The organism is Microbulbifer maximicatervae (SeqCode), from assembly GCF_052467615.1.
The window spans coordinates 2,328,996-2,343,158 of record NZ_CP174319.1; the positions used below are offsets into that span (position 1 = coordinate 2,328,996).

Sequence of the window (14,163 nt, forward strand, 5' to 3'; positions counted from 1 at the left end):
ATTACAATACTCAATTTTTCTTATGGCAAAGATTATTCTCCTCAACAAGCCTTTTGGCGTATTAAGCCAATTTACAGATGATCAGGATCGCGCCACTTTGGCTAACTTTATCCGGCACAAGGGATTCTATGCGGCGGGCCGCCTGGACTACGATTCTGAAGGATTACTACTACTGACTGATGATGGAGCGCTACAACATCAAATCAGTCACCCCAAGCGGAAAATGCCCAAAACCTATTGGGCCCAGGTGGAGGGTGAAATTACTGATGATGCCCTTTATATGCTCAGGCAAGGGGTCGACCTGAAGGATGGCCGAACCGCACCTGCCAAGGCCAAGCGCCTGCCTGATATGGAGCCCTGGCCCCGCACGCCGCCAATTCGCGAACGCAAATCGATCCCAACCAGCTGGCTGGAGCTGGCTATCTCCGAGGGGCGGAATCGCCAGGTAAGGCGGATGACTGCGGCGGTAGGCTTCCCTACCCTGCGGCTAATCCGGGTGGCGATAGGCAGCTGGAAGCTCGACTCATTAAAGCCTGGCGAGTATCGAACGGAAGAGGTTTTTAGCGCTCCCAAGCCCCGAACAAAGCCGGCAAACAACCGCAATCGACCGCGCCGAAAGCGATAATCTATAACGGAAGATCAAAGCGGTCTTGGTCAAACGGGGCGTTCGCAGGTAAAATTCGCCCCCCTTTCATACCAGTGAAGTAGTGACTGTCCTTCTTATGCCTGATTCCACCCACAACAAACAGCCAAAGCGCGTCATCGTCGGTATGTCCGGCGGTGTGGATTCCTCTGTAGCCGCACACCTGCTGATCCAGCAGGGCTATCAAGTGGAAGGCCTGTTTATGAAAAACTGGGATGAAGACGACGGCACAGAATACTGTACTGCCAAGGCGGACCTGGCGGATGCCCAGGCAGTTTGTAAGAAGCTGGGCATCAAGTTGCACACCGCCAATTTTGCTGCGGAGTACTGGGATCACGTATTCGAGTACTTCCTGGCAGAGTATAAAGCCGGGCGCACTCCCAACCCGGACATCCTGTGTAACCGGGAAATCAAATTTAAGGTCTTTCTTGAGTACGCCGAAGTGCTGGGTGCCGATGCAATAGCCACCGGGCACTATACCCGTCGCCGCGATATCGATGGCCGCACCTATTTATTGAAGGGCCTCGACGGCAACAAAGACCAGAGCTACTTCCTGCACGCGGTGGGGGAAGCCGAATTTGCCCGCTCGCTCTTTCCTTTAGGAGAGTTGGAGAAGCCCGAGGTTCGCCGTATAGCTGAAGAAAACGGCTTTATCACCCACAACAAGAAAGACAGCACCGGCATCTGCTTTATCGGCGAGCGCCGCTTCAAGGATTTCCTCGAGCAGTACCTGCCCGCCCAGCCCGGCGATATGGAAACCCCAGAGGGTGAAGTCATGGGGCGCCACGCGGGCCTGATGTACCACACCATTGGCCAGCGCCAGGGGCTCGGTATTGGTGGCGTCAAAGGTGCAGGCGAACAGCCCTGGTATGTTGTCGGAAAAAACCTGGAGCGCAATGTATTGATTGTGGCCCAGGGTGCACACCACCCCCTGCTTTATGCAACGGGGCTGGAAGCAACACAAACCCACTGGATTAATGGCGCAGCACCGGACAAAACTTTCCGCTGCCAGGCCAAGACCCGCTATCGCCAACCAGATCAGGATTGCACCGTGCACCTGCAGGACAATGGCGATTTGGTTGTAGAGTTCGACGAGCCACAACGCGCAATCACACCGGGACAATCTCTGGTACTGTACGATGGAGAAACCTGTCTAGGTGGTGCGGTGATCGAGAAAGCCACGGGAGTTGGCGCCGCAGTACCGGAAAAATACAAGAAAGATTAAGGAGTAATTTTGAATAACTGGCGGGATCAGGCACTGGCACTGGCAGGAATATTCCAATCCGCAACACTGGTGGAGCGCCTGGCCAAAACAGGCTCTGCACCGCAGGAACAGCTGGAAACCGGGGTATATAGCCTCTTCCAACTAAACCCTGATCGCACTGAAGATATATTCGCCGGTGCAGACAAGCTGCTGCCCGGCTTAAAAGTATCGCAGCAAATACTAAAGACCCGGCAACACCCGGAATATACCGACGGTCTGCGCTACGCCCTCTCGGTGATCTACCTGCAGCGACAACTCAGTAAGAATAATGACCTGCTATCAATCATTGGCAGCCGATTGGATAAGGCCAAGACTCAAGCAGAGCACTTCGAGCTGACTCACGAGAATGTATTTTCCAACCTCGCCAGCATCTACAGCGATACGCTAGGTACCTTCCGCTTCCGGATTCAAGTACTGGGTGACTTCAATTACCTGCAACAGCAGCGTATCGCCAATCAAATTCGCTCCATGCTATTTGCCGGCATCCGCTCGGCAACTCTATGGCGACAGCTGGGTGGGCGTCGCCTGCACCTTCTGTTCCAGCGCAAAAAGCTTTTGAATGCGACCAACGAATTGATCGCACATATCGAATCTATAGAACACTAATCCCGGAGATTTACTATGACAGTTGAGCTTTCCGCCCTCACAGCGGTATCCCCTATTGATGGTCGCTACGAGAGCAAGACTGCCCCCCTGCGTGAAATTTTCAGTGAATACGGCCTGATCCGCGCCCGCGTTGAAGTGGAAGTACGCTGGCTGCAAAAACTTTCCGCACATAAAGAGATCGCCGAAGTTGAGCAGTTCGACGAAGCTGCCAACAAGCTGCTCGACAGCATTGTGGCCGGCTTCTCCCTGGAAGATGCGGAGCGCATCAAGGAAATCGAGCGCACCACCAACCACGATGTAAAAGCGGTTGAATACTTCCTCAAGGATAAAATCAGCAGCAATGCCCAGCTGGCGAAAGTGAGTGAATTCGTACACTTTGCCTGCACCTCTGAGGACATCAATAACCTGTCCCACGCCCTGATGCTTCGCGCCGGCCGCGACAACGTCATGTTGCCTGCGATGGAAGCCCTGATTGACGCTATCGCAGGCCTGGCCCAGGAGTTTGCCGACGTCCCCATGCTGTCCCGTACTCACGGCCAGACTGCCAGCCCGTCTACTGTTGGTAAAGAACTTGCCAACGTGGCCGCGCGCCTGCGCCGCCAGGTAGCCCTGATTAAAGCGGTACCGTTGCTGGGTAAAATTAACGGTGCGGTAGGTAATTACAACGCTCACCTGTCTGCCTATCCCAATATTGATTGGGAGCAAAATGCTGAAGAATTCATTTCTTCTCTGGGCCTTAGCTGGAACCCCTACACCACCCAGATCGAGCCCCACGACTACATTGCTGAGCTGTTCGACGCTGTTGCCCGCTTTAACACCATCCTGATCGATTTTGACCGCGATGTATGGGGCTACATCTCCCTGGGTTACTTCAAGCAAAAAGTCGTAGCCGGTGAAGTTGGCTCCTCCACCATGCCGCACAAAGTTAACCCCATTGACTTCGAAAACTCCGAAGGCAACCTGGGTATCGCCAACGCCGTATTCCAGCACCTGGCCGCCAAACTTCCAGTATCCCGCTGGCAGCGCGACCTGACAGACTCCACCGTGCTGCGCAATATGGGGGTGGGTGCGGGCTACTCCGCCATTGCCTATGCCGCCACCATGAAAGGCCTGGGCAAACTGGAAATCAACCGCGAGCGCCTGGCGGAAGACCTGGATAATTCATGGGAAGTATTGGCAGAGCCGATCCAAACGGTTATGCGTCGCTACAACATTGAAGAGCCTTACGAAAAACTGAAGGCCCTTACCCGTGGCCAGGGCATCACCCGTGAAACCCTGAAAGTATTTATCGAAAACCTGGAGATTCCCGCAGAAGCCAAGAGCGATCTGCTGGAAATGACTCCGGCATCCTATATCGGTAATGCCGTGGAACAGGCTCGCAAAATTTAACCGAGCCCAGCTACCAGCCGCACCCAGTGCGGCTGGTCATCTTTTAAAAAATACTAAAGTACGCTGGATAGTTTCCGAACCTCAGAATATCCAGATACAAACCCCAGCCTTCTGACAGTGAGAGTTACCGTGGCCAGCCCCCTTACCCATCTTGGCGACATGCCCATCGAAGTTTTTATGCGTGACTACTGGCAACAGAAACCCCTGCTGATACGCAATGCTTTCGCCAACTTTGAATCACCCATCTCGGGTGAAGAGCTCGCTGGTATGGCCCTGGAGGAAGCGGTCGAGTCTCGCTTGGTATTGGAAAATGGTGAAAGCGGCCCCTGGGAGCTGCGCACCGGTCCATTCACTGAAGAGGATTTTCTCTCCCTCCCTAAAACCCACTGGACCCTGCTGGTACAAGCTGTCGATCAGTGGATGTCAGAAATTGCTGAACTAAAAGATTTCTTCCGCTTTATCCCCGACTGGCGGCTGGATGATGTGATGATCAGTTACGCCGCCGATAAGGGCAGCGTTGGCCCCCACTACGATCACTACGATGTGTTTCTTCTCCAGGCCGAAGGCAAGCGTTTGTGGCAACAAGGCCCCAAGGTGGATGAAAGCAATCCCCGCCTGGAAGGAACGCGCCTCAATATCCTGAAAGAATTCGAAGCAGAAAACAGCTGGGTACTAGAGCCCGGCGATATGCTTTACTTGCCGCCCCAATACAGCCATTGGGGAATAGCCGAAGGTGGGTGCACCACGATCTCTATTGGTTTCCGCGCGCCTTCCGCCGCGGCGATCCTCGAAGATCTCGCCGCTGAAATCGCTATGGATTTGCCGGACAGCCAGCGTTACACCGATGCCGGTGCTGAAGTGGCGAAAAACCCAGCGGAAATTGACCCCGCCTCTGTTGCCCGCCTGCAACAACAACTCGGCGAATGGCTGCAGCAGCCGGAGAAAATCGCCCAGTGGTTTGGTGCGGTTATGACCGAAGCAAAATACCCGGATACTGTCGCCCTGGATGCTGACGATGCTGCAGACTGGCGCGAACAAATGCCCCGGGGAGCACAACTGGTTTTAAATCCCGCTTCCCGCACCGCCTTTTGCCGCGAGCCAGCCACTTTGTTTGTTGATGGTGAAGCCTTCCCCTGCCCCCTGGCGTTTGCCGAGCAGTTTGCTGAATCCCATGAAATTTCCTGGGATGATATCGAAGCCTTCCCGGAAATAGCCGAAGACAGCGCCCTTCTCGATCAGCTGGTTGCACAGGGCACCTTGATCTACCCTCCTGAGGATTTCTGAGATGCCAGTAGCTATACGCCTAGCGGATTGGAACACTGACCGGGACGCAATTCGTTCAATTCGCGAAGCAGTTTTTGTACAGGAACAACAGGTACCTGCGGACCTGGAATGGGATGATCAAGAGGAGACATCCCAGCACTTCCTCGTCTTCCGCGAAACAATCCCAGTTGCCACCGGGCGCCTCACCCAAGGCGGAAAAATTGGTCGTATGGCTGTACAGAAATCTTCACGCGGATGCGGCATCGGGGCCCAGCTATTGCAGGCCATCTGTGAGCGGGCGAAGGAACAAAACTTTCAGCAAGTCTATTTACATGCACAGCAACATGCCGAGGGGTTTTACTTGCAGGCTGGGTTTGAGGTGGAAGGCGACGTGTTTTACGAAGCGGGAATTCCCCACATCAAAATGGTGCGCGGCCTGATTTGACCATTTTGAGGCCTGCCACCAGCACCCATATGGCAGGCCCAGCCCCATCTCAACTCTCTACTGGGGCATAGCGCTTCTCGACAAAGTGAGCCAAAGGCGCTATCCCCAACACATATACTATCCAGAGCCCAAGCCCCCAATAGGGATTGAAAAGGGTCAACAAGCACGCCAGGATACTGGTACACAACATCACCATGCTGACCACTAGTACACGGTGCGCGGATACGTTCGTTCGGTTCGCAGCGACACACCACATACCCGCAATTGCGATAGCGGCCACCGCGTAGCTGGCTGACAATAAGATCACTGACCAAACCTGGTCTGGATACTCCCCCATCAAACTTGCTGGAAAAGGAATAAACGCCACCGCCCCCAATAGCAAAAAGTTAAAACTGGTAAAGGCAACCGATTTAAATTGGTGGTCCGACATCAGATGATTGTGGGTAAGCCATAGCCGACAGAGAATCGCAAAGCTCAGTATCCAGGAAAAAAAGTGGGGCAACTGCTGAAGAATATTGCTGTGGAAATCCTCGCCCGGCTTTATATCCTCCAGATCGGGAATCTGGATATTAAAAACCAACAGCGTCATAGCAATGGCAAAAACGCCATCACTCACGGCATTAATACGGCTAGCCAAGAAAGACTTTCGACGCATGGGCCACCATCGATTGCCAGGGTTGCATACTCATTAAAGCCCAGTCCCGAAGCACGATCTCACCTCCAGTATCAAGATGCCAACAGCGTTCACACTGCTCATATCCCTTCCACCTGATAACGAGCCACGGAATGTTTCTATTGGGGAGATGAAATCATATGATAACGACTTTGTAAGTGTATTCTTTTAAATAAAGGGTCTATTGAAGCTCCTCAATACGGCACCGCCTAGCAAATAGCATTCAACTTCAACAGCCGTTGGCGATACTTTGATCAAACCTAGCTGCCCGATCGATTTCCATCCTGCTTACTATCAACTACTTGTGTTCGGGCTACGGCTCCTAATTGCTCTAAGATCTATCTAATGCGACTTGTTTCATATCCATTTAAAACCCTAGCGCTTTATCCCTATTGGTCGCTGCAATCATAAGCAGGAGCTGAGGAGTCAAGCCCAAGGCCGAGACGTGGCAATAGACACCGATAAAGAAAAGCCTATGGGGCAGAAACACTTCCGCTACGCGTCTTGGACAGTTGCAGTCATATTTTTCAGCGCCAGCGTAACCAACTCAATCCTATTTGCCCTACTATCACCTAGCCTCACTCAAGAACTCAATCTCAACCATCAAAGCTTAGGGATGCTGGGAGGATATTACTTTGTCGCCTATTCTATTGGTCAACTGACACTTGGCTCACTATTGGGCCCTATAAGTCCACGGTATTTACTGAGTATCTCAGCCGCCCTCGCCGCTAGCGGCTGTGTAATTTTTGCCAGCAGTCATTCTTTCGGAACAGCCCTTACAGGACAGCTCTTAGTCGCACTTGGATTATCCAGTAGCTTCTTGGGAGTTATCCATATTATCGGCCGGGATTTACCTAAAAAGTTTTCACTGATGGCCGCTGTTAGCCAAGGACTAGCTAATTTCGCAGCAGCCTCACTCTCGTTACTTATCGGTTTGTTCGATACCGAAGTCTCATTCCGGGGGCCCTACTTCATCGCAGCGCTATTTTTTATTTGCCTTGCTGTGCTGCTATTTATTTTTATTGGCAGCAATCAAAACTCTTCCCATGAACTCTCCGTAAAAAAAGCTACTCAATTTGACAAGCTAAATTCATGCTTCAAATCAAGAGCTTTTTGGCTAGCTCTCACCTTCTACTCCTGCCTTTTTGGCGTAGTTATCGCCTATTCTGATTTATGGAATATACAGTTCCAAGTTGATTTTTTTCGTGAAACATCCAGGGAAAGTGCCCTACTCAATGCGATGATTTCAACGGGCATCATTATCGGCAGCTTTATTGTCGGTGCTTGGTCTCATTACCGGGGAGATTATGTAATTCCAGCGAGAACTTTTAGTTTCCTCTCAATTATTGCTGTCACAGCTTTACTGAGTATTCACTTGTCGGACTCCTGGACTTTGGCGGCAAATTTTCTCTTAGGGTTTGGCCTCAGCAGCTCAATTCTATCTCTCTCGATAGTGCAATCTGAACTTCCTGAAAAGGCGCACGCCATTGCCTCTGCCCTTATTGTAACTGGGGGCTTTGTCTTAGGAGGGGTAATTCAAACCCTCATAGGGCTCTCACTTGATCAAGATATAGAGTTCGCTTATATCCGCTCCCTCAGCGATTTATTAGCCAGACTTTTTGACTTTGCTCCACAACCAACACAGAAATTCTACAATTACCAAGCGGGATTTCAGCTAATCGGGATTGTCGCCATCGTAGGCTGCATCAGCAGCCTACTTTTGAATAGCAAAAAGCTAGTCAAGAAACGAGGTCCTAAAATCGGAAGTTCGTAGTGCTAAGCCTGCGATTCGACGGCCTAAATGTACGGCTGTAAGTCGGTCCAACTCATGAATTTCACCAGCTCCCTCAGCGACAGCTACCAAGCCCGACTGACAACCACCCCGGTTTCTACCCAGGGAATCTTGGCTCGGTAGAATATCCAGGGGAACCCACAACATGCCCATTTGTGCAGCAAAGACCTGTAGAGTCCTGATGGTACCTAGCTGATCACCACTAAAATTACTACCAACAGTAAATCCTGCAGCTAACTTATCCAGCCAGCACCGATCTCCATAGCGCTCACTTGCTGCATCCATAAATGCTTTGAATTGAGCGGAGACAGTACCCATAAAGGTCGGCGAACCCATTACTATGGCTTCACATTGATCCAACTGAGCTAATAATGACTGATCTTCATAACGTCCGTGACGAATGCTCTCTCCCTGAATCTCAAGGGCAACACCAATACACTTCTCTAGCGTGTTAACCCCCTCCACCACGGACTCCGCAAGAACTTTACTGCAACCAGATACAGAATGGTAAACAACACCTACCCTTTTCATATGACTCGCTCCGCTATGCCGTCTGACTCAAATATCCGGCCTAACTTTTGATCAATTTCTCTGCCAGACCGCACTTCTATCCCAAAGATATCCAGTAAAGTAGCCCGAAGCTCATCAACATCCGCTAACATGACAACACTCTTGGAGCCTAAAAGTGGTTGATAGCTTAACTGTCTATTGAAAAGTGTATGCCGCCCCTCTGGGAAAGACCGAGCAACAATCAAGTGCTCTACAAACCTGGATTTAGGGTGCGTTGAACAATACCAACTACCAATTTTATAATCGCCATGAGTTTTAGGTTTCAAGTCAAAGCTGTACATAGGTTGCCAACCACTATCGGTTGTAACCTCTAACAGGTACTCATCATCTATTAAAGTAAAGCGGTAAACACCGTGCGGTGTGCTCTGACGATCACTGGAGTCTAAATTGAGTGGTGCAGTCAAAGTGTTACTTCCAAATCCCGCATCTATCAGGAAGCGTGTACCCTCAAGCTCCACCATCAGAATCATATGCGACTGAGCGGGTTGATGCCCTATCGGAATTTGCCACAGTATCCGTGCGGCGAGGTTCGTAACTTTAAAACCGATTTGCCCTAACACTGCCCCTAATAAGGCATTTTGCTCGTAACAATAACCTCCACGTTTTTGTTGTACCAACTTGGCCTCAATAGATTCCAACTCAATATCCACGGGGCTTCCCAAAAATGAAGTGACGTTCTCGAATGGAATCGTACGGACGTGCTGGGTCAACAACTGCTGTAGACACTGCAAGTTAGCACCCGGGGCTCCATCAAAATTAATACGGTCTAAATATTGCTGCAAGTTAATACCAGGGGTACCCATCTCGATTGTCTCCTCAAAATCCGGGCTCATAAACAATAGACGGGAGCTTAATACCTAAACCTAACTTGAGGTCAATAGCTTTTTTTCATCTTCTACACTGCTTATCAATCAGAAGTTAATCAAAGCCAAAGCTCAGGAAGACCCCTAGCCAGCGTAATCTTCAATATTGCTAAACAATCAGGTAGCGACTAAGTGGAAATACTGTTTTTGGGGACATCATCAGGCACTCCGACCAAGCAGAGGAATGTTTCTGGTATTGGGCTAATAGAAAGCCTGGGAAAGAACTGGTATTTGATCGACTGTGGGGAAGGTACCCAGCAGCAGATTCTACATACAAACTTATCACTAAATAGGCTAAGTGCAATCTTTATCACCCATAAGCATGGCGATCACTGCTACGGACTCCCTGGTCTACTTGGTAGCTCAGGAATGCAACGAAGAACAAGACCACTGACACTTGTTGCTCCTGGGGCCGTCTATGATTGGCTTCTATCAACTCAAACAATCACAGAACTCTATCTCCCATTTGAACTCAACTTCATTCCTGTTGAAAATTTTCCCCAAATAGAAATGGGACAGTTCACCACAACCACTATACAACTTTCCCACAGGGTCCCCTCTTATGCGTACAGTTTTACGGAAAGATATGTTGAGGTTACATTAGATATACAAAGTTTACTTGCCACCAGTATCCCTAAAGGACCGCAATGGGGGAAAATAAAGAACGGTATCGATGTCGTTCATCACGGTAAAATATACACTGCAACGGACTTTATTCTAAAGCCGAGGCCTCCACGTAATATTATAATTTGCGGAGACAATGATAACCCTGAGCTTTTAAAAGATACCTGTGCCAACTGCAATGTCTTAGTGCATGAATCGACTTATGCAAAAGATTTGGCTCAGAAAGCGGGGCATGTAGGGCACAGCTATTCCACCCAAATAGCCTCTTTTGCCGAAGGCCTTTCAATTCCCAACCTGGTTCTCACACATTTCAGTACACGCTACCAAAAAGATAGCAAGGCGAGCTGCTCAATTGATACTATCAGAAAGGAAGCGCAGTTGATTTATAAGGGACAACTATATTTAGCTGAGGATTTTATGCATCTTTTTCTAGAAAAATCTGGGCAACTCGTCCAAAAACAGTAGGCAACTATACCCAAAGAACAGATAGCATTCATAAACGGATCCTTTGAGAGCATATTTCATTTTTTTACATAGTATATGTACTCAGATCAGCCGAATAGACTATTAAACACTAGAGGAGATAACAGGGTTCACTTGATTAACACCTTTAACCATATCGCCAGAACAATTATTTTACCACAGTGCCATCGGTCCAAAATCCTGGCATAAAGGTCTTATCTTGATAACTCCATTTAAAAGGCAGAAGCTCATCACTATCTAAAATAACATAAAGCCACACTTCCATATTTTTAATAGTACGTTTAATATTTGCCTCCATCTCCTCGCCAAGACTTTTAGGTATATCTTGCTTATCTATCCACTCATGGTAGCCATAAGTTTCGATAATGTCGGGCCACCAGACATTAGTGAGAAATTTATGCTCTGGAAAATTGAGGTAACGCCCCTGAGGCAAAGTTGGTATTTCACGTAAAGCAATTTCCTTTTCATCTTCAGTATCAATGAAGTCATGCTGCCAAAACATTGAAAGGTCATCACTATCATCCGCAATGCGGGGATCTCGAAACCTGAGAGGAGAATCCTTAGGAAGAACAACAATAATACCAAACGAAGTGATTGCCGGAACCGTCTTCGATGTATTTAACATATATATAAACGAAGATCCAAAGGACCTATCGTAATACTGATAATCTCTATGATCTTTATTCCAAACTAATTTTCCAAATGCGAAAGGAGAATCAGAGTTAATACCTACTCTTATTTCATGAGATGCCAACCCTACACGATTGAGTAAATACTGTTTGATTTTTGAACTGCCGCTTTTAACCGTACGCAGGAAACCTTTCGCTAGCTTATCATTCCCTATAGAATAATGCGTTTTCATAGTAATTTCCTGGGGTTTATTAGAAGGGGAGCTACCCTACTCCACTGAAACTAGCTTGAAATTATAGCTCCTCCAAAATTCAGAAAATCAATATAGTGACTAATAATACACTAGGCACTATTTGATTGAGAAACTGCCCACCAATTATAATTATATATACCCTTCACCATACAGCTTGGCATATATTAAATATAAGACTATACCCCACAAACTGTTTAACCAGGCGATATTTACTCATCCACTTTTACTATCACCCTCCCCAACATATTCCAGTAAAATAGATTTCTCATACAGGATTCATATATCTCCCTTCAGCTTGAGAGGGAACATCTGTATACTTATTAATTAATAAGTAGGACTAAGCCAATGGTTTCCTTAAGTGACCTTCCCAGACAGAAAGATACTGAACCAGATCGAAAATTTATTGAGGCTCTAGCTCGTGGTCTGGATGTGCTCCGAGCTTTTCAACCTGGTGATGGCTTCCTGGGTAATTTGGAGATCGCCCAGCGCACTGGCCTGCCCCGCTCCAGTGTTTCCAGACTGACTTATACCCTGACGAAATTAGGTTATCTGACCTACTCTGATCGAATGGAAAAATATCAGCTGGGTAGTGGCGTCCTGGCTCTTGGTTATGCTTTTGTCTCAAATCTCACAGTCAGGCAGGTAGCCAAGCCTTTAATGCAGGATCTAGCTAATTCTACCGGTACCGCTGTTGGTCTCTCTGATCGGGACCGGCTGGATATGATTTTTGTCGAGTTCTGTGCTCCTGCAAATGTCACAACTTTTCGCCATGAAATCGGTAATCGCGTACCCATAGCTTCCAGCGGCTCCGGGCGAGCTTTTTTGGCAGCACTCCCTCAAGAAGAACGGGAATATTTTTATGGCTACCTGGAGAAAAAAGCTGGTGATCAATGGCCAACGATCAAAGCCGGTATTGAAGAAGCGGTCACCAGCTACCAGCAGCGCGGCTTCTGCTGCTCTTTTGGCGAGTGGAATCGCGATGTCAACGGTATCGCGGTACCTCTCTCTTTAAGCCAAGGTCATATTTACACTTTTAATGCTGGCGGACCTGCTTTTAGACTTAACCCGGAATACTTAGAAAATGAAGTAGCTCCTCTGTTGAAAAACCTGGTAGGCAATATCGAAGCTATGTTAATCCGATATTAGTCGACTCAAACTCCAGATCTTCTCAATCAGTACAGCTACAGTTTGAAACGCAGTAGAAAGTTGAAAATTTTATCAAATCTTTGGCCATAAGGTGGTCGTAAAGGCACCGCCGCTGACTTTTTGGCTTGTGTAAAGATCGGTCGTAATTTTGAGAATTCCAAAAAACCCTCATAAGCGTGATATTGCCCCATGCCACTCGCCCCAATACCACCAAAGGGCAAGTCTGCCTGGGAGACATGCATCGCGCAGTCATTGATACAAACACCTCCAGACATTGTGCTTTTGATAATCTTTTCCTGAACATCTCCGCTAGAACTGAAAATATATAATGCTAAAGGCCTATCTTTACTATTTATGTAATCTATCGTATCAGACAGATTCCTATACGTAAGAATAGGTAAAATAGGGCCAAATATCTCCTCGCGTAGCAGACTCATGTCTTCTGTCGGGTTTAACACTAAGGTGGGAGCAATTTTTTGCAAACCTTTATTGTTTTCAACATCTAATAACGGCAGAACTGTAGCCCCTTTCTCCAGAGCATCCGTTAGACAAGTATTCAGCCTATTAAACGCCTTTTCATCAACAATCGAAGTATAATCTTCTGAATTTAAAGATGGATACCATTTGGGTACAAGTCTCTTAGCCGATTCCAAGAATCCTGAAAGTTTTTCTTCAGGAATCAATAAATAATCTGGAGCTACACAAGTTTGGCCCGCATTGAAGAATTTTGAGCTCAAAATACGTTCCGCAGCAATATTTTCATCAAAGTCGCCACATATTATGGCTGGAGACTTACCTCCCAGTTCTAGTGTCACAGGAGTTAGGTGATCCGCAGCTCTCCGCATTACCACTTTTCCTACTTTGCCAGATCCAGTAAAGATCATGTGATCATATGCCTGGGCTGTAAACTCCGTAGCGCTCACTCCAGGAAGAATAGCTACCAGATCCTCTGAAAAGAATCTATTAAATAACTGATGTAATAATGCAGAAAGGGCACGCGAGTTAGCAGCCATCTTGATCATACAGCGATTCCCTGCGGATATCGCACTCACCAAGGGCCCAACAGATAGAAGTAGTGGGTAATTCCAGGGGGTAACAATAGCAACCACCCCTTTTGGTTGAGGTAATACGCGATTTTTTACTCCTCGAAGTAGCAAAGGCACATGACGTTTCTGAATTTTCATCCACTTTTTTAAGCGCTTACGAGTGTAACGAATCTCCTCGATACACCCATAGATCTCTGCAATTTTAGTTTCCTGGATGGCACGATTACCAAAATCCTCGCTTATTGCCTTTGCTATGGATTTCTGGTTTTCCAGGATCAATTGCTCTAATTTTTTTAAACTTTCCAGACGCTCCTGAAGACTCGGGTAGGGGCTCCTATTAAATGCATCCTTTTGAAGTTTAAAAACACTCTCTACTTTACCTATGCTCACAGATCTGGTGTGCTCGACAACTTTTTCCATGTGTGTGCCCTCGCAAAGTGGCAAGTAGAGAGTGAATTTGGCCGTATAGTCAG

General features: G+C 48.0%; 14 protein-coding genes. 9 read left to right on the forward strand and 5 right to left on the reverse strand.

All coding sequences use genetic code 11. From position 1 onward, the window contains the following. Window positions 1-22 precede the first annotated feature (22 nt). From ACJJIM_RS10410 to ACJJIM_RS10435, 6 genes are all read left to right on the forward strand, one after another. The gene (locus ACJJIM_RS10410) at window positions 23-625 is read left to right on the forward strand and encodes a pseudouridine synthase (RefSeq protein ID WP_444913222.1); all 603 of its coding nucleotides are present in this window, start codon (window positions 23-25) and stop codon (window positions 623-625) included. Between the two features lie 97 nt (window positions 626-722). Further along, complete coding sequence (mnmA, locus tag ACJJIM_RS10415) at window positions 723-1,868, forward strand: tRNA 2-thiouridine(34) synthase MnmA (protein WP_444913223.1); 1,146 nt, start codon at window positions 723-725, stop codon at window positions 1,866-1,868. Window positions 1,869-1,874: 6 nt separating this feature from the next. Further along, the gene (gene hflD, locus ACJJIM_RS10420) at window positions 1,875-2,513 is read left to right on the forward strand and encodes a high frequency lysogenization protein HflD (RefSeq protein WP_413665869.1); all 639 of its coding nucleotides are present in this window, start codon (window positions 1,875-1,877) and stop codon (window positions 2,511-2,513) included. A gap of 15 nt (window positions 2,514-2,528) precedes the next feature. Then, complete coding sequence (gene purB, locus ACJJIM_RS10425; protein WP_444913224.1) at window positions 2,529-3,902, forward strand: adenylosuccinate lyase; 1,374 nt, start codon at window positions 2,529-2,531, stop codon at window positions 3,900-3,902. A gap of 129 nt (window positions 3,903-4,031) precedes the next feature. Then, complete coding sequence (locus ACJJIM_RS10430) at window positions 4,032-5,186, forward strand: JmjC domain-containing protein (protein WP_444913225.1); 1,155 nt, start codon at window positions 4,032-4,034, stop codon at window positions 5,184-5,186. A 1-nt stretch (window position 5,187) separates the two neighbouring features. Continuing rightward, window positions 5,188-5,610, forward strand: coding sequence for a GNAT family N-acetyltransferase (locus ACJJIM_RS10435; RefSeq protein ID WP_444913226.1), 423 nt, complete (start codon window positions 5,188-5,190; stop codon window positions 5,608-5,610). Window positions 5,611-5,659: 49 nt separating this feature from the next. Here ACJJIM_RS10435 and ACJJIM_RS10440 read toward each other — a convergent pair whose 3' ends face one another. Beyond that, on the reverse strand, window positions 5,660-6,265 hold the full coding sequence (locus ACJJIM_RS10440) for a TMEM175 family protein (protein ID WP_444897520.1): 606 nt from the start codon (window positions 6,263-6,265) through the stop codon (window positions 5,660-5,662). A gap of 463 nt (window positions 6,266-6,728) precedes the next feature. Between ACJJIM_RS10440 and ACJJIM_RS10445 the strand changes: the two genes are divergently transcribed. Then, window positions 6,729-8,057 (forward strand): MFS transporter, encoded by a 1,329-nt coding sequence (locus ACJJIM_RS10445; RefSeq protein WP_444913227.1) that lies wholly within the window; start codon window positions 6,729-6,731, stop codon window positions 8,055-8,057. Here ACJJIM_RS10445 and ACJJIM_RS10450 read toward each other — a convergent pair. Both ACJJIM_RS10450 and ACJJIM_RS10455 read right to left on the reverse strand, forming a co-directional pair. Next, window positions 8,019-8,606: a flavodoxin family protein gene (locus tag ACJJIM_RS10450; protein WP_444913228.1), complete on the reverse strand. Its 588-nt coding sequence runs from the start codon at window positions 8,604-8,606 to the stop codon at window positions 8,019-8,021. The two genes, ACJJIM_RS10445 and ACJJIM_RS10450, sit on opposite strands and share 39 nt — an antisense overlap. Then, window positions 8,603-9,448: an arylamine N-acetyltransferase family protein gene (locus ACJJIM_RS10455; protein ID WP_444913229.1), complete on the reverse strand. Its 846-nt coding sequence runs from the start codon at window positions 9,446-9,448 to the stop codon at window positions 8,603-8,605. The genes ACJJIM_RS10450 and ACJJIM_RS10455 overlap by 4 nt, the downstream gene beginning before the upstream one ends. A gap of 192 nt (window positions 9,449-9,640) precedes the next feature. Here ACJJIM_RS10455 and ACJJIM_RS10460 point away from each other — a divergent pair, with 192 nt between their 5' ends. Then, window positions 9,641-10,597, forward strand: a complete 957-nt coding sequence (locus tag ACJJIM_RS10460) for a ribonuclease Z (protein ID WP_444913230.1) — start codon at window positions 9,641-9,643, stop codon at window positions 10,595-10,597. A gap of 166 nt (window positions 10,598-10,763) precedes the next feature. Here the strand turns inward: ACJJIM_RS10460 and ACJJIM_RS10465 are convergent, their stop codons facing one another. After that, a complete protein-coding gene (locus tag ACJJIM_RS10465) occupies window positions 10,764-11,477 on the reverse strand; it encodes a hypothetical protein (RefSeq protein WP_444913231.1) in 714 nt (237 codons plus the stop codon). Window positions 11,478-11,843: 366 nt separating this feature from the next. Here ACJJIM_RS10465 and ACJJIM_RS10470 point away from each other — a divergent pair, with 366 nt between their 5' ends. Next, window positions 11,844-12,644, forward strand: a complete 801-nt coding sequence (locus tag ACJJIM_RS10470) for an IclR family transcriptional regulator (RefSeq protein WP_444913232.1) — start codon at window positions 11,844-11,846, stop codon at window positions 12,642-12,644. 35 nt (window positions 12,645-12,679) lie between these two features. Here the strand turns inward: ACJJIM_RS10470 and ACJJIM_RS10475 are convergent, their stop codons facing one another. Continuing rightward, complete coding sequence (locus ACJJIM_RS10475; protein WP_444913233.1) at window positions 12,680-14,110, reverse strand: coniferyl aldehyde dehydrogenase; 1,431 nt, start codon at window positions 14,108-14,110, stop codon at window positions 12,680-12,682. Window positions 14,111-14,163 lie beyond the last annotated feature (53 nt).